Source organism: Pelagibacterium limicola (assembly GCF_015694405.1).
Classification (GTDB): domain Bacteria; phylum Pseudomonadota; class Alphaproteobacteria; order Rhizobiales; family Devosiaceae; genus Pelagibacterium; species Pelagibacterium limicola.
Genome location: NZ_JADQDB010000004.1, coordinates 134107 through 156256 on the forward strand (window position 1 = coordinate 134107; position 22150 = coordinate 156256).

The window sequence follows — 22150 nt, forward strand, 5'->3', positions numbered from 1 at the left end:
AAGGCGGCCTTTTTTTAAGAGAGACAACTCAGGCGAAGAGCACCTTGTCGCGGATGGCCGCCGGATCGACCCCTTCTGCGAGGTCGAAGAGCGAGGGGATCAGCGTGCCGCTCACCTTGTTGCGCTCGCATTGGCGGATGACTTCAGCGACCAGCGCGCGCCCCGCCGCACGAAGCGAAGAACGCACGAACGTCATGTTGGCGCCGTCATGGGGCAGATGCAGATATTGGAGTTCGTCGTTCATCGCCGCGATCATCACGTCGCGCCCCGGCTTTCGTCCCGCGCGGCTCAGGGCTGACATTCCCTCCACGGCGAGCAGCACGGACGAGTAAAGGAAAGCGGTGACGCCAGGCTCGCCCAGCGCAAGCTCGGTGAGTTGGTATCCGGCTTCGAACATGGGATGTGTGCCGCGCAGGTAGAGGCAGCTATCCTGCGAAAGCCCCATATCGCGCAGCGCGTCCTCCACCGCCTTGCGGCGCGTGGTTGCGTACATGAAACGCTCGTCGCCATTGATGAAGGCGAAACGCTTGTGTCCGTTGGAAACGATCAGCCGGGCGAGATTGTAGAAATTGCCGTAATTGTCGACGTCTACCCAACCATAGTCATCGGCTTGCTCGTTCCGCCCATGCACCACGAAAGGCACCCCAGCCTCGCGCAGGAACTTGATCCGCGGGTCGCCCGGCTGCGGCAGGTCGACGATGAACCCGTCGACGCTCCCGTCGCTCACATAGCGCTCATAGGCCGCGATCTGCCGTTGGGGCGTCTCGCTGGTCATGACGATATCGTAGTGGCTCTGGCGCGCCTCGCGCAGCACGCCAACCATGACTTCCACAAAGTGGGGGTCGACGAACTTGTTGTCGTCGTCCGACTGCACCCAGGCAATCGAGTGGCTTCGCCGCGTCACCAGCCTCTGCGCATTGCGGTTGGGCGTATAGCCCAGCCGCCGCGCACCTTCCACGACCCTTTTCCGCGTCTTCTCGCCAACGTCGGAATAGCCGTTGAGCGCACGGGAAATCGTGGTGATCGACAGTCCGAGTTCTGCTGCAAGGTCCTTGATCGTAACCTTGCGCGGCGTTCCCGTCGTCCCCCGATTTTGGCGTTCTTGCCGCGGCGCCATCACCTGAGACTTCTTGTTTGTAGCCGTTGCAGGATAGACAAGACCTGCTCCTCCCTTTGCGCCTCGCGAACAGCCTCCTCTGCGCCAGCGTCGGCGATACATTTAGCGTCTGGATAATGCAAGGACCACCGCAATAATCCCGTTGACGAAGGGCGAAGCGGGCGCGTATGGATTCCTTTGCCAAAACGTTTTGGTAGTATAGCCCGTTTGGCACGAAAAGGGCATTCCTGATCGACGGCGGGCGAAAATTTCCCGGCTGGACCGAACAGGGCTCGTCAGGATGAGGTGCGGCGGCGGTTTTTGCCGCAGGCGGGGCGACTTTGAGCGCCACAACGGTTTTAAGTTTCTGGAGCGTGCGGAAGCGGCATGAGTTATTTTACGCTTGAGTCCATGCAGGTCTCGCACCCAGCGGACAATTCCCCTGTTAATGCCAATTGGTGGCGTGGCGCAGCCATTTATCAGATCTACCCGCGCTCCTTTCAGGACCAGAACGGAGACGGTATCGGCGATTTGGTCGGCATTACGTCACGCCTCGAATACGTGGCTGATCTTGGTGTCGACGCCATCTGGCTTTCTCCGGTCTTTACGTCCCCGATGAAGGACTTCGGGTATGACGTCGCCAATTACCGCGACATCGACCCTCTGTTTGGAACACTGGAGGATTTCGACCGGCTGGTAGAAAAGGCTCATGCGCTCGGCCTCAAGGTCATCATCGATCAGGTGATCTCCCATTCGTCGGACCGCCACCCCTGGTTCGCCGAAAGCCGAATTTCGCGCACAAACGAGAAGGCCGATTGGTATGTCTGGGCCGATCCCAAGCCCGACGGTACGCCGCCCAACAACTGGCTTTCGATCTTCGGTGGCTCGGCCTGGCACTGGGATGGGCGTCGGATGCAGTACTATCTGCACAATTTTCTCTCCTCCCAGCCAGATCTCAACTTTCACAACCCAGCGGTTCAGGACGCCGTTCTTTCGGAAATGCGGTTCTGGCTCGAGCGCGGCGTTGATGGCTTCCGGCTCGATACGGTCAACTTCTATTTCCATTCCATAGGACTTGAGGATAACCCGCCCATCCGCCCCGAGGAGTTCAACACCTCGACGGCGCCGGCGGTTAATCCCTACAACCTTCAGGACCATCGCTACGACAAGAGCCAACCGGAAAACGTGGCTTTCTTAAAGCGTGTGCGTGCGCTGCTAGATGAATATCCCGGCTCGACCAGCGTGGGCGAGATCGGAGATGCCCAACACCAGCTCGAGATCATGGCCGAGTATACCTCCGGCAATGGTATGCTGCACATGTGTTACACGTTCGATTTTCTCGGGGGGGAGTATTCGGCGCGCCATTTCGCGCAGGCGATCGATGCAATTGCGGAAGCGGCGCCAGACGGTTGGATATGCCTTGCCTTTTCCAACCATGACGTCGTACGCCACATTTCGCGCTGGGCGCCCCACGGTTACGAGGACGTCATGGGGCGCCAGGCAGCGACGCTTCTGCTGACCATGCGCGGCTCGGTATGCCTCTATCAAGGGGAAGAACTCGGACTGACGGAAGCCGAATTGGCCTTCGAGGACCTCGCGGATCCCTATGGCCTCGAGTTCTGGCCAGAGTTCAAGGGCCGCGACGGTTGCCGCACGCCGATGGTCTGGCAAGCCCACACCCATCAGGGCGGGTTTTCCTCAGCCAACCGGACTTGGTTGCCGGTGCCTGCGCAGCATCTCGGCTATGCGGTCGACCAGCAGGAGAACGTCGCCAATTCCATGCTGGCCTTCTACCGCGCCATGTTGCGTTACCGCAAAGGTCACACGGCGCTGATCACGGGCGACATCGAGATCGTGAGCGGCACGCCGGAGGCCGTTCTGGCCTTCACGCGTCGGTCCGAAGAGGAGACGCTGTTCTGCGCTTACAATATGAGCGCCGAGCCGGTGGAATACGAAATCCCGGGCGGGCTTGCCCTTACGGAGGCGGGAGCGCCCGGCTCGGACACTCCGCTCGAGGATGGCAGGTTGAGTTTCGGGCCGTTCGGGTCCTATATTGGCGTAGTAAATCAGGGTATTGAATAACAAATTCAAACGGGGAGGGAGCTATGGCTGATCTGAGGATTACCAATCTCCACAAGCGCTATGGCAATGTCGAGGTCTTGAAGGACATCAACCTTGACATAAAATCTGGGGAATTCATCGTTTTCGTCGGTCCGTCCGGCTGTGGCAAGTCCACTTTGCTCCGCACAATTTCGGGGTTGGAGACGATTTCAAGTGGAACGCTCGAAATCGGCGGTCGCGTTGTCAACGACATCGCGCCCTCCAAGCGCGGCATCGCGATGGTCTTCCAGTCCTACGCGCTCTACCCGCACATGACCGTGTTCGACAATATGGCCTATTCGCTCAAGCTCCAGCGCGCGTCGACCGCTGAGATCAAGCAGAAGGTCGAAGCGGCAGCCGACATGCTGCAGTTGCGCCCCTATCTCGAGCGTCTGCCCAAGGCGCTCTCGGGCGGCCAGCGCCAGCGGGTTGCCATCGGACGGGCCATCGTGCGCAATCCTCAGGTCTTCCTGTTCGATGAACCCTTGTCCAACCTGGACGCTGCGCTGCGGGTCGCGACCCGCATGGAGATCGCCAAGCTCAAGGAATCTCTACCCGACACCACAATGATATATGTCACGCATGACCAGGTCGAAGCCATGACACTGGCCGACCGGATCGTCGTTCTCAAGGATGGCGTGGTGATGCAAGTCGGCTCGCCCATGGAGCTTTACGACCACCCGCAATCGCTCTTCGTTGCCGGCTTCATCGGTAGCCCCAAGATGAACTTCATGACCGGCGCCGACGCTGCCAAATATAACGCAGCGACAGTCGGCGTGCGTCCCGAACACATGGAAATCCAGCCCAAGGGCAAAGGCGTCTGGAGCGGTAAGGTCATCTATTCGGAAAACCTGGGCTCGGACAGCTTCATCTATGTCGATATCGGCGCTGAGGAAGCGGTTATCGTGCGACAGGAGGGCAAGGCGAGCTACCATGCCGGAGAAACCATCAGCTTTGGTCCGCAGGGAAATCTGTTCCATCGGTTCGATGCCGAGGGCAAACCGCTGAACGGAGGCGCCGTGACGCCCCCCAAGGCGCCGGCTAAGCGCCCCGCCAATGCGGCCAAGGAAGGCGTGCCCGACAAGGGCGTCGTCGGTTCGGCCGGTGCCGTGGCGATGCCTGCGAGTTCCGGCAAGAAACCGGCAGCCAAAGGCCCCTCGCCTAAGGCCGGCACGATCAAGTCGGCGGCCGCGCGCAGAGCGCCGGCCCGCAAGGCGCCGGCCAAGCCCAAGGCCTGAAATCGTCAGGATATCGTGATCAGGGCCGGGCCGCTTTATGCGGTTCGGCCGTTCCCATTCGGGCCAGAAGGATCACCGGCAAAATGCCGATAACGATAATGATGAGCGCGGCCAGTGATGCGTCTTCATAGACGCCGCGGGCAGCTTCCCCATATAGCAACGTCGAAAGGCTTTCGAAGTTGAGCGGGCGCAGCAGGAGTGTTGCGGGCAGTTCCTTCATGCAGTCGACGAATACAAGCAATCCCGCCGCGGTCAGCGCGGTGCGCGACAGCGGCAGGTGAATACCGAAAAACGTGCCCGTTGCGTCGCGCCCGAGCGTTCGCGCAGCTTGATCGTATGAGGCGGGAATACGGCTCAGCCCCGCTTCGATGCCCCCCACGGAAATGGCCATGAAGCGTGCTGCGTAAGCGTAGACGAGCGCCGCGCCCGATCCGAGCAGCAAGAGCCCGGTCGAAACGCCGATCGTATTGCGCAGGAGCCCATCGAGCGAACGGTCGAACCACGCAACAGGGATAAGGATGCCGATCGCCAGAACCGTTCCAGGAACTGCATAACCCAGCGATGCGGTACGCATGACAGCGTTGGAGAGCGTTCCAGGCCTGAGGCGGGCAGCATAGGCGGCGGCGAATCCGAGCACCAGTACGGCTACGGTCGCAGCGCTCGAAACCGTCACCGTATTGACCGTCGCCCTCACAATAGCCGCCGAAATTCCGTTATGTTCGATACGCTTGAGGGCGGACCAGACGAGGTAAATAAACGGGCCGGCAAAGCCGACGAGAATGGGGAGAAATCCGAAGCTGAAGGCGATCAGTGCCTTGATGCCGGAAAGGCGTACAGGCTGCATGGGCCGGGCGCGCTGTGCGGAGTGCGAGAACCGTTGATTACGCCGCGCCCAACGCTCCACCACGATCAGGGCCACCACCACCACCAGCATGGCCAATGCGATTTGGGCCGCTCCTGGCAGGTCGCCGCGATTGATCCAGGTCGAATAGACCGAAGCGGTCATCGTCCGGACGCCAAGGAACTGCGTCGCCCCGACATCGTTAAGCGCCTCCATGAGCGCAAGGCTTACGCCCACCGCTATGGCCGGACGTGCCAGCGGCAAGGCAACCCGCCAGAATATGCCGGACCGCTTGACACCCAGCGTGCGCGCCACCTCAACGACGTTGGCTGCCTGGGTGAGGAACATCGCGCGCGTCGTAAGGTAAATGTATGGATAGAGGACAAAGCCGAAGATCAGGATCGCGCCCCACATCGCGCGGATGTCGGGCAGGCGGAATTCGCGGGGGCTGGAATAGCCGAGCATCCAGCGTATCCCGCCTTGAATGGCCCCGAGCGGGCTTAGAATATCGAGATAGGCATAGGCCATGATGTAGGTCGGTACGGCCAGAGGCAGCAGAAGCGCCCATTCGAGAAAGCCGCGCCCCCGGAAATCATAGGCCGAAACCAGCCAGGCCGCCCCGGTACCGATCATCGTGGCGAGAATGCCGGCGCCAACAAGCAGCGTCACCGTATTGCGGGTCGCGTGCGGAAGCACGTGAACGAGGATATGTGACCATAAATGTCCGGTATCGGCAGCGGCCATGACCGCGAGCGTGCCCACCGGCAACAGCGCAAGAACCGCGGTGGCCATCGCCAGCGCGGTCCAGATATTGATGCGACTTTTACTCCGGCCGTTTATCCGGCCTGCTATCGTGCTCATGCATGGACTGGCGGCGGGTTGCCCCGCCGCCATGATTCTCAGTTCTCGAAGGAGTCGAAATTCACCTCATCGACCAGCTCGCTGGCGCGGGCGCGGTAAGGCAGGATTTCGGTGAGCGAGGTTCCGTCTATATTGAGTTCACCGAACGAGGCGATGATCGGATGCACTTCAGCGGCAGGGTTCACCGGGTATTCGAAATTGGCCTCGGCGTAGATTTTCTGGGCCGGCTCTGACGCCAGATATTCGAGAAGCTGAATGGCTTCGTCACGGTTCGGTGCGTGGGCAGCAACACCAGCACCCGAGACGTTGACCAGCGTACCCCCATTTTCAAACGTGGGCAGGATCACCTTGATGGCGTCGGACCAGCCCTTCTGTTCTTCGCCGGAGCTGCCGCTGGCCATGTGGCCGTAATAGTAGGTGTTGGCAATGGCGATGTCGCAGACGCCCGCGGCAATGTCGCGCGCGCCGTCACGGTCGCCACCCGCAGCGGGGCGGGCCTGGTTGGCCTTGAGGTTCTCGAGATAGGTGCGAGTCGCATCTTCGCCGTGATGGGCCATATAGGCCGCGAACAGCGCGGTGTTGTAAACGTGCTGGCCGGAGCGGATGCAGAGACGGCCGCGCCACTCTTCGTCGGCAAGCTCTTCGTAGGTGATCGCTTCGATATCGCTTTCGATAGGCAGGTAAACGGCACGTGCGCGACCGGAAAGCGCAAACCAGTTGCCTTCGGGGTCGCGCAGCGCTGCGGGTACTGCGGCTTCGAGGGCCTCCGACTGTACCGGTTGGGTCAGTCCGGCTGTGACCAGCTCGATCAGATTGCCGAAATCGACAGTCATGAGAACGTCGGCGGGGGAGCTTTCACCTTCGGCGGAAACGCGCTCGACGAGCCCGTCTTGCACATGCACGGTATTGACCGTAACGCCGGTTTCGGCGGTAAAGGCATCCAGAAGCGGCTGGATCAGGCCGGGCTCGCGGGTGGTGTAGATATTGACTTCGGCGGAAACGGCTGGTGCGGCTGCGCTGAGCGCTATGAGGCTGGCAGCGGCAAGGGCCTTGATTGAAATCTGGCGTGACATGGGAATTCCCTTGAATGAACGTATGGTTCAAAGCGCCTGGTGAGGAGCAGCGCGCTCGACGGTCCCGCTTAATTCATAGTTGAGAGTGGCAGTCAAGTAATTTCGACATAGTTTAGAAACGTTCTAAATTATTGGAATTCTTCGGGTTTTAGGGCGTGGTTATACGCCGGGCAGAGCGGAGCGTGCACTTTCGTCCGCTGCAAAAACCATGATTTCGTGCGGGTCGATCTTGACCTGTACCGTGTTGCCCACGTCGAGGCCGCATCTGGCGCTCGTGCGCATGATGAGCGGCGTCTCAAGCCCGCTGACCGACAGGCTGACCTCTTCGATTTCCCCCAGCAGCGTGCGACCCATCACGGTGGCCGCCACGCCTTGCGTGTCCAGCAATACCGATTGTGGCCGGACATAGACCAGCACCGCGCCCGAGCTTCCACATGGTGCGGGAAACCGCCCGACGGCTGTATCGAGCCAATCGCCAGAGCGGTGGGCAGGAATGCGATTGACGCGCGAGAAGAACTCGGCGGCATAGGCAGTCTGGGGGAACGAATAAATGGCGTCCCCGCTCCCCGTCTCGATCACTTTCCCCTTGTGCATCAGCACAACCTTGTCACCCAGTGACAGGGCTTCCTCGGGATCATGGGTCACGATGATCGCTGTCGTTCCGAGCGAACGCAGCAGCGTTACGGTTTCCTGTCGCACCGTATCGCGCAGCCGCCTGTCGAGATTGGAGAACGGCTCGTCCATCAGGAGCACATGCGGCTGCGGCGCCAGCGCGCGCGCCAGGGCAATGCGCTGTTGCTCGCCGCCCGACAACATATGCGGATAGCGGTCGGCCAGTGCAGAAATGCCCAGCCGCGCAATGGTCTCGTCGGCGCGCACCGCTGCTGCCGCCCGCCCTAGCCCCTTGAGGCCGAACAGGATGTTCTGCCGCGCGGTGAGGTGAGGGAACAGCGCGTAATCCTGGAACATGAAACCGACATTGCGGTCTTCGGGCTCGACGAACACGCCCGATCCCGTCACCACCCTTCCCTCGATGGTAATCGTGCCGCCATCGATATCCTCGACGCCGGCGATCGTGCGCAGCAATGTCGATTTGCCGCAGCCGGATTGGCCGACGAGACAGGCGATCTGGCCGCGCGCAATGTCCACCGACACCGCGCTCAGTGCTTCGAGCGAGCCGAAGCGCTTGGTCACCTTGTCGATGGAAAGGGCGGTGCTGCTGGTGGCCATTGCCATGTCCTCAAATCCGTCCCTTCAAAGGACCAACATGAACATGTTTGTCAAGTTGTACCCCACATGGGACGTGGGAAGGGGGATGTAAAGGCTGAGAGCCGCCCGGGATCAGGGGGAACAGACTTAGGAGAGGTTCTCCGCCCGTCGTACCACCAGTGAAGCGGGAACGGTGAGGGTCATCAGCGTGCCGGATTCCGCCGCCGGATCGAGGCTCAGCGAACATGCGTTTACGGCCACGAGCGTGCGGGTCAGGGTCAGCCCGATGCTCGACCGTACCGGCTGGCGGGCCGACCCGTCGCGCGATTGCCCGTCGCGGAACACAACGAAGTGATCGGCCAGAATGTTAGGTCGTCGCGCCGCGTCGCGCACGTGAACGCTGACCGTGCCGTCGCTATCCTGTTGGGCGGAGACCACGACCTTATTGCCTTCTCCGGCCTCGTTGATCGCGCTTGCCAGCATGTTGAGAATCGCCTGCTTGAGCGTCCCTGCATCTGCGCGGACCATTGGAAGACGCTCGGAAATGGCACTGCGCAGCAAAACGCGCTCGGCTCCGGCCTGTCCACGTACGCGCACGAGGCAATCGGCTAGCAGCGCAGAAAGGTCGATATCGGCTGGCGTGAGTTCGACCTTGCCTTCGGCCAGCCGCACATAATCGTCGAGTTCGTCCGCAAGATCGGTCATGACCGCGCCAGCGGCATTGATGTCCCTCGCATATTCGAGATAGCGCGGATTGGATACCGGACCGAAACTCTCCGATGCGATCAACTCGGAAAAGCCGACGACGGTGTTGAGTGGACGGCGCAATTCCCTCCCGATGCGTGCAAGCGCTGCTGCAGGCAGGCCGCTCGGCTGGTCTGCTGAATGGCGGCCTCTTTCAAACAACGCGCAATATCCCGTCACTACCCCCGCCCGCCCCAGCGCGAAAACCGTGAGGCTGCTTCCCGGCACCTTGCCATTGAGCGCAACCGCCGGACGTTCCGTTTCGGCAAAACGAGCGGGCAAGGTGAGAAAACCCGAAAGGGCAGGCAGGCTCTCGACGGCAACCAGTTGCGAGATGCGCTCGCCAGGCTTGGCAATGGAGGGAAGAGTGTCGGCTGCCCCACTCGTTGCAGTGATGATCCCGATCTGGTCGGATTCGACATAGCCCGCGCCCATTATTTCGGCGAGTTGGGCGGCGAATCTGCGGATTTCGTCCTCGCGCCCCGCTATGCCTTCGAGGATGCGGGCCGAAAGCATGACCGCGCTGCGGCCCTGCCAACTCACCGTGTTGAGGCGCGCAGCGACGGCGACGCGCGCGCCGTCACGCCTGAGCAACTGACTGACCGGGCCGGCGGGTTCGTTCCCTTCGGTCACCGGTATGACAGCGCTGAGCCCTACGGCGCGAAGCATGGTCGCGTTTCCATATCCGGTCATATCCACCAGCGCGCGGTTAGCGAAAAGGATGTCCTGGTCGCGAAAGATCAGGATGCCCAACGGCAGACGGTTGAGCACCAGCGTCTCATCGCTCAGCGAAACGAGGTTGGACGGTTGCTCGGCGATTACCGGTTGCGGCTCCGATTCCGTCGACGGCTCCTCGGCCTCGCGCCCCACCCGGTCGTGCAGGATACGCGCCAGTTCCTCGAAATTGTATCGCGAAACCTGTTCGATGGATTCGTCCTTGGGCGCCCCCGGAAGTTCTTCGTCTGGGAGTTCGACCGGGGCGATTGTCAGTCCACGACCGACAAGCTGCCACAGGCCCGCACGGCTCGGTGTCTCGTCGGCATGTGTATCGTCGGTAAAGGCCTGTTCTTCGCTCGAAAACGAACCCGGGTAATCCCAATCGCTTTCCCGTTTCGGCAGATCGGCGGCAGTCGCGATATCTTCCGGGCCCCTGTCAGGCACTGCCTCCATCGTTTGTGCAAGCGGGTCCAACTCCTCCTCATCGCCAAGAGGCGCGAACAGCCGCTCGTCGCCTGCCAGACGATCGACCAGAGCGCCGAGGCCCTCGCGCGCAGGCTCCAGTTCATCGGTCGTCACCGGCGGTGAGGGGGGAGCCTCCTCGTCATGTGCGTCTTCGAGTGCCGGCGATTCGATCGGATCGAATGCCAGAATCTCTCCAGCAATCGGATCGACGCCAGTTATCAGCAGGCCCGGCCTATCCTCGCCTATGGCGAGCGGTGTGCAAAGGCAGGTCGCGGATAAGGGCTTGCGCCCAGCGATGAACTGCATGCGCGACAGCATCGGCCGGCCGGCGAGTCCCAGCCGCAGTATGCGCCCGATCTGGCCTTTGATTGGCACGGGCGCCTCGGCGCGCTTGAGCGTCCCGTTCTTGGCTTTCGCCCCGAACAGCGTCGCAGCATGGTTGTGCCAGAGGAGCCGCGTGCCATCGCCCGACCAGAGCCACGCCGGACGTGGGTCCGCTGCGAGCGTGAAAGCACGCTCCGCATCGGGCTGGCTGGTCCAGGCATCGGTCATTAGGCGGCATTTACTCCGGCGGTTTGGCCTAGGTCTACATGCGGCTGTTGTTCATAGTTTGTTAAATATAGTGCTGGCCGCGCGCGGTCCATCGCCCGGCGACATTGGACCGCAGCCAATCGCTATAATGGTTAAAGGCAAAAACGGCATTAATGGAGATAAACGGCCTTGTCTTTGGCGGCGAGTGGCAATATGTTCCGCCCCGTTCCGGAGACGAGGCCTTGCCCGCCGGCAACCCCCGTGCCGTCGTAGCTCAGTTGGTTAGAGCGCCAGATTGTGGATCTGGAGGTCCCCCGTTCGATCCGGGGCGACGGTACCACTCAACTCCCAGGTCGAGGAAATCAGCGCGAAATCCTGAGCGCCGCGAGCTGACTCGCAATTTCCTCGAACACGCCATTGAGTTCGGCCGGGTTGTTGGTGAAGTGTGCGTCGGCCCGATTCGAGGCGCAGCGGCGCAGGAGTTCCTTTGTCGCCTCGGTGGGAACCGAAAGCCCAATGGAATAGATGCGTATGCCGGCGGCCTTGGCGTTGGAGCAGGTCTCCTCGAGCCGCTGGTCCATGATCGCTTCCATCTGCGCGTTACTCCAAAGCCGCTTGCCGAGCCTAATCACACCATCGAGGCGGTCTGCGGTATTGGTTGAACTGCGCTGGTTGTTTACCGGGTGGCCGTAGGCCGAATAGAACCACGACCCATTGAAGTCGTTGTTCTGATAATAGGTATTCACCCCGTCGGTCATCAGGATCATCACCTTGGCGGTCTGGTCCTCATAGGGCCGGGCCGGAAACGGTTCATTGGGCGATAGCAGATGGAAACCCCACATCGCGCCGAGGTGAATATTGGTACCGCCTTCGGCGACCATTGCATTGATCCCGGCCTGGATCGGCGCACGCTGATTGGTCATCGGTTGGATCGGTGAGCCACAATCTGCATTCGGTCCCCGGAACTGGGCTGCGGTGTTGGCGGTCGCGCCAATGTATTTGCACAAGCGTTCCTGGCGGTTGAGGTCGCCATTGGCGTCGTTGGTGGGGGCCGGGTACGACGAGTTATAGTTACAGATGCCCCCGGTATCGCCGACATACTGGAGATAGGTATAGTTGCCGCTGCTGCCAAACCGGTCCGGAATATCGGGTGCAAACAGCGGCACAAAAAGCGTATCGGTGTGGGAGAGACCCGTGGGAAGCGGGAAAGCCGGATCGTATGACGCCATGGGCGGGGTGTCGCGCACGTCGAGGGGGTAGGGACGCGACTCGACGCAGCCTTTCCAGTTAACCCCGTTGAGACGGCTATAAAGCCACACGCGGTCGACGCGCGCATTGTTGTATGTCGTGCCCGTATGGGGGCGCTGGGAGGCCGGTAGGCCGTTTATGAACGACTGCGTGCGCGTGTCGTACTGGAAATTGTCGCCTGAAGCCTTCGATTGCCCCCGATCGATCCACCAGAAAGGGTTGTTCGGATTCGCGCCTACATTGACCTGATACGTATAGGGCACCACACTGAGAAATGTGTCCTCGTGGCTGTTCTGTCCCTCAAAGAGGATGTTGACGGCATTGAGCGCCGCTTGCTTGAGGTGAACCATGCGGTTCTCCTGCAGCATCGATCCTGAATTATCGAGAACCAGCGCGACTTCGAGCTTGAGCTTTTTCTGAATGGCCTCGGAGACCAGCGTCGCCTCGAGATAGTTCACGCCGATCAGCCGGGCGAAGTTCATCGGCACGTTGATGCCGCCCCTCAGCTGGAGCCTGCCCGCCGTGATCTCGACTTCCACATTGTCGATCCAGGAAGAAACGCCTTCCGACCCGAGCCGCTCGGCAACCAGTGCTGCAGCGGCTGCGCGGATCTGGTCGGGTGTGTCGGTATAGATGCGCGGTTGGAGCGCCAGCGTTGCCGCATCGAGTGCGATCTGCGCGCGGTTCCGCTTTTCCTCGAGAGAGGTGTAATCCACCACCGCGCCCGTCAGCGCCACGAGCACCACCGCCATGAGCCCGAACATCATGGCAAATGCGCCCGAATCGTCTTTTACGAAACGGGAAAACAGGGAGTTAAGGCGCCGCACTTTTGTCACCACCGCAAAAGCGTTAACTAATCGTCGCGATCCTTCGCCGGAAAACATTACTAAATGACCACAACTTTAGTTCCAATTTGAACGCGCCGGTATAAATCGATCACATCTTCGTTGGTCATGCGAATGCACCCCGAGGAAACCGACTGGCCGATGCTCCACGGCTCGTTGGTGCCGTGGATGCGGTAAAGCGTTGAGCCGAGATAGAGCGCCCGCGCGCCCATCGGGTTATTTGGCCCGCCTGGCATGAACCGGGGCAGGCCTGGTTGGCGCGCATGCATTTCAGTCGGCGGTGTCCAGCTTGGCCATTCGCGCTTGTCGGTGACCCGATGCGTCCCGCTCCACTCGAAGCCGAGCCGCGCCACTCCAATACCATACCGAATGGCTTTGCCGCCGGGCATGACGAGATAAAGAAAGTGCCGGCGCGTGTCGACGACGACCGTCCCCGGCGCTTCGTGAGTCTGGTAATTGACTACTTGGCGCAGAAACATCGGGTGGCGCACATATTGCGTCTGGTACTGAAGCTGGTGCACCGGCGCACGTTGGGTCAGTTCTGCCCCCGCCGGCGGGCCGAACATTGCGTCCATGAAAGCACGGTTGGAAGACGCAGCGGCCGGCGCGGCAAGCGCTGCGAGCAATGCAAGGGCGGCGAGGATACGCATGGCGATTGTCCGGATCTCGTCGAAATTGCGAAAGACCCCAACCTACGCCCCGAACAGAAATATTGAGTCAAATGAGATGGTTAAGGCTCTCTGGCCCGCTATGGTTGAGAGTCCCTGAACATGTGATTCCCAAGGGGAAGAGATGACCGAATTTGCAGACGGAACCCCGTGCCCCTGGGCAGGAAGCGATCCGCTCTACATCGCCTATCACGATAACGAATGGGGCCGGCCCGTGGCCGACGACGCACGGCTTTTCGAAAAGCTCTGCCTTGAAGGCTTCCAGTCCGGGCTCTCCTGGATCACCATACTGAGAAAACGCGAAAATTTTCGCGCGGCCTTCGCTGGGTTCGATATCGCAAAGGTTGCCGCTTTCGGGGAGGGGGACATCACCCGGCTCCTAGCCGATGCAGGCATCGTCCGCCATCGGGGCAAGATCGAATCCACCATCAACAACGCCCGCCGCGCGCTCGCCCTGCGCTATGAGTTCGGCTCGCTCGCTGCCTATTTCTGGCGCTTCGAGCCGCACCCCGACGCAAGGCCGGACGATCTTTCGTGGGAAGCTCTGCGCAAGATCGCCCACACCGATGCCTCCAAGGCATTGTCAAAAGATCTCAAGAATCGCGGCTTCTCTTTCGTCGGTCCCATCACCTGCTACGCCTTCATGCAGGCGATGGGCATGGTCAATGACCACATAGAATCCTGCCCCCAGCGCTTGGAGGTCGAACGGCTGAGGGCAGGTTTTGTGAGGCCGCGTTAACGGACCCTCCAGGCTAGGGCTTGTGATACAGCATCATCACAATCGGCGTTGGCGGGTCGTCCGCTGGCGGCAGGCCGATGTCCGCGCGCAGCCGGTTGGACATGTGCGGGACGTAATGCCGCCGCTGCCGACGCGGTTGGGACTGCATCGCTGCAACCAGCGCAGCGAGCGCAACGCGCCAGCGGCCATGATCGGCGATGAGGGTATCGACGCTGACCCGCAGCAGGGCGGAATCGTGGCGTGCTTCAATATTGGACATAGTGTCATCCAGACGCTTGTAGCGTGCTGGCTCCTGGTTTGGAGGTGGAGTGGTGGCTGGCGGCAGGGCGCAATATGCCCCGGCGTCAGAACCGGATCGTCACGGAAGGGTGGTGTAGGAAGGGGGCCGGATCGACCCAGAAATTACGCCCGGTTGAGGCGCATGTGGAGGCAGGCTACGTGCCAACCTCGGCCTTCGACACCACGGGTGAGGCGAAGTACTGATACTGTCATGTCGCGCCTCCCTGAGAGGTTGGTGTTGAAGGTGACGGTTTCATACGCCCGTGAATTCGAGTCGCCAACCCCGCATGTGGCGGGTTGTCGCACTTGAACATGGGTTGTGGCAGATCGGCAACACCGCCCTTTGCCTTGTTTCGATTGGGCTAATCGGCTAGAGCGTGTCCAGCAAATCCGCCCGTATTCGCAAGGGCAAAGGGACTTTTAGGCCAATGGCAAAGAACACCTCGCTCATCGAACCGCGCCTGCCGCGCGGTTTCGTCGATTCAGAACCTGCCGATCTCGCCGCCATCGAACAGATGGTGGCAAAGATCCGCAAGGTTTACGAGCGCTATGGCTTTGACCATATCCAGACCCCCTTCATGGAATACACCGAAACCCTCGGCAAATTCCTCCCCGATACCGACCGGCCCAATGCCGGAGTTTTTTCGGTGCAGGACGATGACGAGCAATGGATGAGCCTGCGCTACGATTTGACCGCCCCGCTCGCCCGCTATTTCGCCCAGAACTATCAGGAACTACCAAAGCCCTTCCGCTCCTACCGGCAGGGCTGGGTGTTCCGCAACGAAAAGCCTGGCCCGGGCCGCTTCCGCCAGTTCATGCAATTCGACGCCGACACCGTCGGCGCGGCAGGCCCCGAGGCCGATGCCGAAATGTGCATGATGATGGCCGACACCATGGACGCGCTGGGGTTGGCGGGGAAGTATGTGGTGCGGGTCAACAACCGCAAGGTGCTCGATGGCGTGATGCAGGCCATCGGCGTCGCCGATGAGGCACAGAAGCTGACGGTGCTGCGGGCGATCGACAAGCTCGACAAGTTCGGGCCGGAGGGTGTGCGCCTGTTGCTTGGTGAAGGTCGTAAGGACGAGAGCGGCGATTTTACCGAGGGTGCCAAGCTCAATGCCCTTCAGGCCGAAGCTGTTATAGAGTTGATGGGCGCTGGGCGGCTGGATGATCTGGTCGATCTGGAGGACGATGCGGGCTCCGATGGTTTTCTCGATGCCGAGTTCAAGACTTCGGCACTATCGAGCTTCAAGATTACGACGGCGTTTGCGGAAGGCTTTGCTGAGCTGCAGGCCATGGCGGCGCTGTTCGCCTCAGCCGGATATGGCTCCGACCGCATCAAGATCGACCCCTCCGTCGTCCGCGGACTCGAATATTACACCGGCCCGGTCTTTGAGATCGAAATGACCTTCAAGGTACAGAACGAGAAGGGGCAGGATGTCGTGTTCGGCTCGGTCGGCGGTGGCGGGCGCTATGACGGGCTGGTCTCGCGCTTCCGCAATGAGGAAACCCCGGCCACCGGCTTTTCCATCGGCGTCTCGCGTCTGGCCTCGGCGCTCAAGCTCACCGGCAATCTCTCGTCCGAGCCGACGACCGGCCCGGTCGTCGTCACCGTCATGGAAAAGGAGCGTATCGCGGACTACCAGCAGATGGTCGCCGACCTCCGCAACGCCGGCATTCGCGCCGAACTGTTCCTTGGTGCGTCCAAGAACATGGGCAAGCAGATGAAATACGCCGACAAGCGCAACGCGCCTGCGGTGATTATTCAGGGTTCCGATGAACTCGCGCAGGGCGTCGTCCAGATCAAGGACCTCGCTGAAGGCGCCGAAGCGGCCGCTTCGATCACCGACAACGCCGCCTGGAAAACAGAACGTCCCGGCCAATACTCGGTGCCACGCGCAGAGATGGTGGAGTTCGTAAAGCAGATCCCGGCGGTCGCCGCGTGGATGAAGGCGAACGGGTGATGGTCAAAATGGGGCTGATACGAAGCGCATGGCTTCACCCCACCCCTGGCCCCTCCCCCTCAAGGGGAGGGGGACGACGGAGTGATTATTCTTCCAATAAACCTGGAGAAACGAACGAACGTTGCCCCACGGTCTCCCTCCCCCTTGAGGGGAGGGAACAAGGGTGGGGGTGTTGAAGCCAGCCATGTCCGCTGAAACCCGCCGCGAAGCGCTGAAATCCCTCGTTTCTGGCGAAGGCGTCAACTTCGTCACCACGCCCATCCTCATTCCCCCCGCACCCTATTTCGATCTCGCGGGCGAGGAGTTCGGTGCGCGGCTGATCCTCACGACCGGCGCGGATGGCGCGGAGTTCTGCCTGCGGCCCGATTTCACCTTGCCGATTGCCATCGAGCATCTCAAATCCGGCGCGGCGACGCCCGCCGCCTACGGCTATCTCGGTCCGATCTTCCGCCAACGCACCGACGGCCCCGCCGAATTCGATCAGGCCGGGCTCGAGCTGCTTGCAGCGCCCGATGCGGATGCAGCGCTCGATCAGGTCATTGCATTCGCTCGCGCCGCACTCGACATCTATGGGATAACGCACCCGGCGATCCGCGTCGGCAGTATCGATCTTTTCGAGGCGCTGCTGGCAAAAGCCGACATGCCGGACGTCTGGCGCCCCCGCATCCGCGCCCGCTTCGGCCATCCCGAAGCAATGAGCCGGTTGCTTACCCGGCTTGCCAACCCTCACAAGCCCGCCCCCGGTCCTGAGGGCATGCCCGTATCCGATATTGCCGATTGGGTGAGCGAGTTGCTTTTGACCAACGGGCTCAGCCTCACCGAAAGCCGCGGCCCTGAAGAGATTGCCATCCGCTATCTAGAAAAACAGGCGCTCGAAGCCGCGCACGTGCCAGAGGCGACAATAGCCCTTTTGCGCGAATATCTTGCCATAGCCGGGGATGCGGACGCAGCGCTTAGCGCGGTCGAAACCCTCGCCGATGCCAACGGCATCGTCCTCGACGCGCCCTTGCAGGCTGCACGTCAGCGCCTTGCCCAATTGCGCAATGGCGGCAGACTCAACGGCCTCGTTTTTGACGCCGGGTTCAGTCCGCGTCTCGATTATTATACCGGCATCACCTTCGAGATGGCCGGCGCAGGGGGCGAAGTGCTCGTTTCGGGCGGCCAGTACGACCGTTTGCTGAGGCGTCTCGGCGCGGGAAGCGATGTGCCATCGGTTGGGTGCGCCCTCTGGGTTGACCGGCTGGAGAAGGAGGCTGGCCGATGAGTGCGATCATGCTTGCCTTGCCCTCCAAGGGGCGTCTGCAAGAAGAGGCAATGGCTCTGTTTGCCGGATCGGGTCTCGCTATCGAGCGCCCCGGCGGCGCGCGCTCCTATCTCGGCGAAATGGCTGCGATGCCCGAGGTGGTCGTGCGGTTCCTTTCCGCCTCGGAAATTGCGCGGGAACTAATCCGCGGCACTATCGATGTCGGGATCACCGGAGAGGACCTCATCCACGAAAGTGCAGAGACCGGCCCCGCGCAGGTGCGGATCGTCAAGCGTCTGGGCTTTGGCCGTGCCGATGTGGTGGTCGCGGTGCCCGACGCCTGGATCGATGTCACGACGATGGACGATTTGTCCGACGTTGCGGCCGATTTCCGTGCCCGGCACGGCCGCTGGCTGCGTGTTGCAACCAAATATCTCAATCTCACCCGCCGCCATTTCGCGCAGGCCGGCATCGCTGAATACAGGATCGTCGAAAGCCTCGGCGCCACCGAAGCCGCTCCGGCCTCCGGTGCCGCGGATCTGATCGTCGACATCACGACAACGGGGTCGACCCTTCAGGCCAATGGGCTTCGTGTCATCACCGACGGGGTGATGCTTGAAAGCGAAGCTGTGCTGATGGTGTCGCGCAACGCCGGTTGGGAAGGTGCCAGACGCTCAACGCTCGATGCACTGCTGCAAAAGATCGGCGCCGAGCCGTTCTAGAATAAAGGGCCGCTCGCGAGCGGCCCCTGTTTGATTAGCGGTTGTCCACCGAAAATGGACCCGCGCCAAAGGCAAACACATAAAGCATGCCGCCGGCGATCGCGAGGTTCTTGAGGAACGCGGTCAACTGCATCTGGTCGGCGAAGTCGGTATGGAAGATGACGGCGGTGAGGAGCGAAAAGAGCCCAAGCGCCAGCGCGGCCCAGCGCGCCTGATATCCGACGAGAAGCGCTATGCCGGCTCCGACTTCAACGATAACCGACGGCCAGAACAGGATGCCGGGAACGCCATAGGCTTCCATATAGCCGATCGAACCGGCAGGGGCGGGAATCTTGCCCAGCCCGGCAAGGATGAAAATTAGAGCGAGAAATACCCGGCCCAGGGCCGGCGAAAACTTCTGAACAGCGTCCATCTAGAGGAACCTCGTGTTGACATAGATCAATACACTGCCCGTCATCCGCCTGGGCGAGAATTCCCCGCGTACCGGACAATTCGTTCACCATTTGTGACCAATCAGGGACGAATGATCGGCCTTTGTCTGGAAAAGGCCCGTTGCAAATTACGCGAGCTTGGTGCAGCTAGCGCACGTTCATTCCTCTGCCTCGGGGCATTCTCTTGCTTGATCTTTGGGTTCTTTTCGCTCTTGGCGGGGTCGGTGTCGTCGCCGGTTTCGTGGACGCGGTGGCCGGTGGCGGCGGGCTCATCGCACTTCCCGCGCTGTTGAGCGTCGGGCTTTCGCCCGTGGCGGCGCTGGCCACCAACAAGGCCCAATCCGTCGTCGGGACTTTCACCGCCGCCTTCACCTTCTGGCGCGGCGGGTTCGTGGCGCTCAAGACGATGATTCCCGGCATCGCCTTCACCTTCGTGGGCTCATACATCGGCGCCTTGGTCGTCAAGGCGATCGATACGTCCGCGCTCTCGGTCGCGGTGCCCGTCGCCGTCATCGCGGTCGCGCTCTATTTCAGCTTCTCGCCCTCGATCAAGGATGTCGACAGCACCGCGAGGCTCAAATTCGCGATCTTCGTTCCCGTTGTCGGCTTCATCATCGGCTTTTACGATGGGCTGTTTGGCCCCGGCACGGGTTCGTTCTTCATGCTGTGTTTCGTGGCCCTCTTCGGTCTTTCCGCCACAAAGGCGTCCGCCCACACCAAGGTTCTCAACGTTACCTCCAACCTCGCCGCTCTCGCGCTGTTCATTCCCGCAGGGGACGTCCTATGGCCCGCCGCCATAGCAATGGCCATCGGGCAGTTGATCGGGGGCTATTTCGGTGCGCTGACAGGAATAAGGTTCGGTGCGAAGGTGATCCGGCCCCTGGTGATTGCGGTGTCGGTGATCCTTGCCATCCGGCTCTTGCTGTTCCCCTGAGAAAAAGCACTCCGGCGCTGTCGGAACGGGCGGTTGTCGTTCGTCTAATCTGTGTGAACTGAAGCCCACCGGATAAGGAAGAGCAACGAGAACCGCCATGCCCTATGTCGAAGGTTTTATCGCCGCCGTGCCGACGGCCAACAAGGACGTCTATATCAGGCATTCGCGGGAAGCGGCCGACTATTTCAAGAAGCACGGCGCCACACGGCATGTCGAATGTTGGGGCGATGATGTGCCCGCCGGCGTTGTTACCGACTTCTATAAGTCCGTGCAGGCCAACGATGACGAGACGGTCGTCTTCAGCTGGATCGAATATCCCGACAAGGCGACCCGCGACGCTGTGAACCAGAAGATGGGTTCGGATCCCCAGATGATGAACATGGACATGCCGTTCGACGGCAAGCGCATGGTCTGGGGCGGTTTCGAGATCGTCATGGACGAATAACAGCGCGAAAGGGCGGCCACCCTAAAGAAAAGGGCAGCCCTGAGGCTGCCCTTCCCGTTCGAGACCTGGAGAGGTCTGGATAGCGTGAACCTTAGAAGTCCATGCCGCCCATGCCGCCCATGCCGCCGCCGCCAGGCATAGCCGGAGCGGGATCCTTGGGCAGTTCGGCAATCATCGCTTCGGTCGTGACCAGAAGACCGGCAACCGAGGCAGCATCTTCCAGAGCCGTGCGGACCACCTTGACGGGGTCGATGATGCCCATCTTGATCATGTCGCCATATTCGCCGGTCTGCGCATCATAGCCGAACGCATCGGAAGAATTGTCGAGGATCTTGCCCACGACGATCGAGCCTTCGCTGCCCGCGTTGTTGGCGATCTGACGGACAGGCTCCTGGAGGGCACGCTTGACGATAGCGATACCAGCGTCCTGATCGGCATTGACGCCCTTCACGGTGAGAGCAGCCCCTGCGCGGAGCAGGGCGACACCACCACCCGGTACGATGCCTTCTTCGACGGCAGCGCGGGTTGCGTTGAGCGCGTCGTCAACGCGATCCTTGCGTTCCTTCACCTCAACTTCGGTCGAGCCGCCGACCTTGATCACGGCAACGCCGCCCGCGAGCTTGGCAAGACGCTCCTGGAGCTTCTCACGGTCGTAGTCCGAGGTGGTTTCCTCGATCTGCGCCTTGATCTGACCAACGCGGCCTTCGATGTCTTCCTTGGCACCCGAACCATCGACGATGGTGGTGTTTTCCTTGGTGATTTCGACGCGCTTGGCAGTGCCCAGCATGTCCAGCGTCACGTTCTCGAGCTTGATGCCGAGGTCTTCCGAGATAACCTGGCCACCGGTCAGGATCGCGATGTCCTCGAGCATGGCCTTGCGGCGGTCGCCGAAGCCCGGAGCCTTGACGGCAGCAACCTTCAGGCCGCCGCGCAGACGGTTGACGACGAGAGTGGCGAGCGCTTCGCCTTCCACGTCTTCGGCAATGATCAGCAGCGGACGGTTGGACTGGACGACGGCTTCGAGGACCGGCAGGAGCGCCTGCAGGTTCGAGAGCTTCTTTTCGTGCAGCAGGATGAGGGGATCTTCGAGCGCCGCCACCATCTTTTCGGTGTTGGTCACGAAGTAAGGCGAGAGGTAGCCGCGGTCGAACTGCATGCCTTCGACGACATCGAGTTCGGTTTCAGCGGTCTTGGCTTCCTCGACGGTGATGACACCCTCGTTGCCGACCTTCTGCATGGCGTTGGCGATCATCTCGCCGATTTCCTTTTCGCCATTGGCCGAGATCGTGCCAACCTGAGCGACTTCTGCCGAGGAGGTGATCTTGACGGCCTTGGAAGCAAGGCTCGAGATCACTTCGGTTACGGCGAGGTCGATACCGCGCTTGAGGTCCATCGGGTTCATGCCGGCGGCAACGGCCTTGACGCCTTCGTTGACGATCGACTGTGCCAGAACGGTCGAGGTGGTGGTGCCGTCACCGGCGATGTCGTTGGTCTTGGAGGCGACGGTGCGCAGCATCTGCGCGCCCATGTTCTCGAACTTGTCTTCAAGTTCGATTTCCTTGGCAACCGTCACGCCGTCCTTGGTGATGCGCGGGGCGCCGAAGGACTTTTCGATGACGACGTTGCGGCCCTTGGGGCCGAGGGTCACCTTGACCGCATTGGCCAGGATGTTGACGCCGCGCAGCATCTTGTCGCGGGCATCGGTCGAGAACTTTACGTCTTTAGCGGACATGGCAAGTTTGCTCCGATTGAGGTTC

17 protein-coding genes, 1 tRNA gene and 1 pseudogene are annotated in these 22150 nt (G+C 61.1%); 9 read left to right on the top strand and 10 right to left on the bottom strand.

Annotation, left to right across the window (positions count from 1 at the left end; all coding sequences use genetic code 11):
* Positions 1–28 precede the first annotated feature (28 nt).
* The gene (locus I2G20_RS09535; RefSeq protein WP_196259476.1) at positions 29–1117 is read right to left on the bottom strand and encodes a LacI family DNA-binding transcriptional regulator; all 1089 of its coding nucleotides are present in this window, start codon (positions 1115–1117) and stop codon (positions 29–31) included.
* 390 nt (positions 1118–1507) lie between these two features.
* Between I2G20_RS09535 and bglA the strand changes: the two genes are divergently transcribed.
* Complete coding sequence (bglA, locus tag I2G20_RS09540; RefSeq protein WP_196259725.1) at positions 1508–3178, top strand: beta-galactosidase BglA; 1671 nt, start codon at positions 1508–1510, stop codon at positions 3176–3178.
* 23 nt (positions 3179–3201) lie between these two features.
* Positions 3202–4197: pseudogene (locus I2G20_RS09545) on the top strand (ABC transporter ATP-binding protein); the annotation flags it as partial.
* A gap of 256 nt (positions 4198–4453) precedes the next feature.
* On the opposite strand, the gene I2G20_RS09550 reads toward I2G20_RS09545, so the two are convergent.
* The 4 genes from I2G20_RS09550 to I2G20_RS09565 all read right to left on the bottom strand — a co-directional run bounded on the left by I2G20_RS09550 (position 4454) and on the right by I2G20_RS09565 (position 10896).
* The gene (locus tag I2G20_RS09550; protein WP_196259478.1) at positions 4454–6136 is read right to left on the bottom strand and encodes an ABC transporter permease; all 1683 of its coding nucleotides are present in this window, start codon (positions 6134–6136) and stop codon (positions 4454–4456) included.
* Between the two features lie 38 nt (positions 6137–6174).
* Entirely contained in the window at positions 6175–7197 is a 1023-nt protein-coding gene (locus I2G20_RS09555; RefSeq protein WP_196259726.1) for an extracellular solute-binding protein, read from the bottom strand.
* A 171-nt stretch (positions 7198–7368) separates the two neighbouring features.
* Positions 7369–8439, bottom strand: a complete 1071-nt coding sequence (locus tag I2G20_RS09560) for an ABC transporter ATP-binding protein (RefSeq protein WP_196259479.1) — start codon at positions 8437–8439, stop codon at positions 7369–7371.
* A 126-nt stretch (positions 8440–8565) separates the two neighbouring features.
* Positions 8566–10896 (bottom strand): sensor histidine kinase, encoded by a 2331-nt coding sequence (locus I2G20_RS09565; RefSeq protein ID WP_196259480.1) that lies wholly within the window; start codon positions 10894–10896, stop codon positions 8566–8568.
* A 242-nt stretch (positions 10897–11138) separates the two neighbouring features.
* On the opposite strand from I2G20_RS09565, the gene I2G20_RS09570 reads away from it, so the two are divergent.
* Positions 11139–11215 (top strand) — tRNA-His (locus tag I2G20_RS09570).
* A gap of 22 nt (positions 11216–11237) precedes the next feature.
* Here I2G20_RS09570 and I2G20_RS09575 read toward each other — a convergent pair.
* Positions 11238–12950: a pilus assembly protein TadG-related protein gene (locus I2G20_RS09575; protein WP_196259481.1), complete on the bottom strand. Its 1713-nt coding sequence runs from the start codon at positions 12948–12950 to the stop codon at positions 11238–11240.
* 59 nt (positions 12951–13009) lie between these two features.
* Positions 13010–13618: a L,D-transpeptidase gene (locus I2G20_RS09580; protein WP_196259482.1), complete on the bottom strand. Its 609-nt coding sequence runs from the start codon at positions 13616–13618 to the stop codon at positions 13010–13012.
* A gap of 142 nt (positions 13619–13760) precedes the next feature.
* Between I2G20_RS09580 and I2G20_RS09585 the strand changes: the two genes are divergently transcribed.
* On the top strand, positions 13761–14375 hold the full coding sequence (locus I2G20_RS09585; RefSeq protein WP_196259483.1) for a DNA-3-methyladenine glycosylase I: 615 nt from the start codon (positions 13761–13763) through the stop codon (positions 14373–14375).
* A 13-nt stretch (positions 14376–14388) separates the two neighbouring features.
* Here the strand turns inward: I2G20_RS09585 and I2G20_RS09590 are convergent, their stop codons facing one another.
* Positions 14389–14634 carry a hypothetical protein gene (locus tag I2G20_RS09590; RefSeq protein ID WP_196259484.1) on the bottom strand — a complete coding sequence of 82 codons (246 nt, stop codon included), beginning with the start codon at positions 14632–14634 and terminating at the stop codon, positions 14389–14391.
* 448 nt (positions 14635–15082) lie between these two features.
* Between I2G20_RS09590 and hisS the strand changes: the two genes are divergently transcribed.
* From hisS to hisG, 3 genes are all read left to right on the top strand, one after another.
* Positions 15083–16618: a histidine--tRNA ligase gene (hisS, locus tag I2G20_RS09595; protein WP_196259485.1), complete on the top strand. Its 1536-nt coding sequence runs from the start codon at positions 15083–15085 to the stop codon at positions 16616–16618.
* A gap of 184 nt (positions 16619–16802) precedes the next feature.
* On the top strand, positions 16803–17882 hold the full coding sequence (locus I2G20_RS09600; protein WP_196259486.1) for an ATP phosphoribosyltransferase regulatory subunit: 1080 nt from the start codon (positions 16803–16805) through the stop codon (positions 17880–17882).
* Positions 17879–18583: an ATP phosphoribosyltransferase gene (gene hisG, locus I2G20_RS09605; protein WP_196259487.1), complete on the top strand. Its 705-nt coding sequence runs from the start codon at positions 17879–17881 to the stop codon at positions 18581–18583. Before I2G20_RS09600 ends, hisG begins: the two co-directional genes overlap by 4 nt.
* Positions 18584–18617: 34 nt before the next feature.
* On the opposite strand, the gene I2G20_RS09610 is transcribed toward hisG, so the two are convergent.
* Complete coding sequence (locus I2G20_RS09610) at positions 18618–18995, bottom strand: DoxX family protein (protein ID WP_196259488.1); 378 nt, start codon at positions 18993–18995, stop codon at positions 18618–18620.
* A gap of 203 nt (positions 18996–19198) precedes the next feature.
* Here I2G20_RS09610 and I2G20_RS09615 point away from each other — a divergent pair, with 203 nt between their 5' ends.
* Together I2G20_RS09615 and I2G20_RS09620 are read left to right on the top strand one after the other, a co-directional pair.
* On the top strand, positions 19199–19948 hold the full coding sequence (locus I2G20_RS09615) for a TSUP family transporter (protein WP_196259489.1): 750 nt from the start codon (positions 19199–19201) through the stop codon (positions 19946–19948).
* 97 nt (positions 19949–20045) lie between these two features.
* Positions 20046–20393, top strand: a complete 348-nt coding sequence (locus I2G20_RS09620) for a DUF1428 domain-containing protein (RefSeq protein ID WP_196259490.1) — start codon at positions 20046–20048, stop codon at positions 20391–20393.
* 91 nt (positions 20394–20484) lie between these two features.
* On the opposite strand, the gene groL is transcribed toward I2G20_RS09620, so the two are convergent.
* Positions 20485–22125, bottom strand: coding sequence for a chaperonin GroEL (groL, locus tag I2G20_RS09625; RefSeq protein ID WP_196259491.1), 1641 nt, complete (start codon positions 22123–22125; stop codon positions 20485–20487).
* Between the last annotated feature and the right edge of the window lie 25 nt (positions 22126–22150).

Coding starts and splice junctions, on each gene's coding strand:
- hisS (WP_196259485.1), top strand. CDS start 15,083: ATGGCAAAGAACACCTCGCTCATCGAACCGCGCCTGCCGCGCGGTTTC.
- I2G20_RS09600 (WP_196259486.1), top strand. CDS start 16,803: ATGTCCGCTGAAACCCGCCGCGAAGCGCTGAAATCCCTCGTTTCTGGC.
- I2G20_RS09620 (WP_196259490.1), top strand. CDS start 20,046: ATGCCCTATGTCGAAGGTTTTATCGCCGCCGTGCCGACGGCCAACAAG.
- I2G20_RS09585 (WP_196259483.1), top strand. CDS start 13,761: ATGACCGAATTTGCAGACGGAACCCCGTGCCCCTGGGCAGGAAGCGAT.
- I2G20_RS09535 (WP_196259476.1), bottom strand. CDS start 1,117: ATGGCGCCGCGGCAAGAACGCCAAAATCGGGGGACGACGGGAACGCCG.
- bglA (WP_196259725.1), top strand. CDS start 1,508: ATGCAGGTCTCGCACCCAGCGGACAATTCCCCTGTTAATGCCAATTGG.
- I2G20_RS09610 (WP_196259488.1), bottom strand. CDS start 18,995: ATGGACGCTGTTCAGAAGTTTTCGCCGGCCCTGGGCCGGGTATTTCTC.
- I2G20_RS09560 (WP_196259479.1), bottom strand. CDS start 8,439: ATGGCCACCAGCAGCACCGCCCTTTCCATCGACAAGGTGACCAAGCGC.
- I2G20_RS09590 (WP_196259484.1), bottom strand. CDS start 14,634: ATGTCCAATATTGAAGCACGCCACGATTCCGCCCTGCTGCGGGTCAGC.
- I2G20_RS09565 (WP_196259480.1), bottom strand. CDS start 10,896: ATGACCGATGCCTGGACCAGCCAGCCCGATGCGGAGCGTGCTTTCACG.
- I2G20_RS09550 (WP_196259478.1), bottom strand. CDS start 6,136: ATGAGCACGATAGCAGGCCGGATAAACGGCCGGAGTAAAAGTCGCATC.
- I2G20_RS09580 (WP_196259482.1), bottom strand. CDS start 13,618: ATGCGTATCCTCGCCGCCCTTGCATTGCTCGCAGCGCTTGCCGCGCCG.
- hisG (WP_196259487.1), top strand. CDS start 17,879: ATGAGTGCGATCATGCTTGCCTTGCCCTCCAAGGGGCGTCTGCAAGAA.
- groL (WP_196259491.1), bottom strand. CDS start 22,125: ATGTCCGCTAAAGACGTAAAGTTCTCGACCGATGCCCGCGACAAGATG.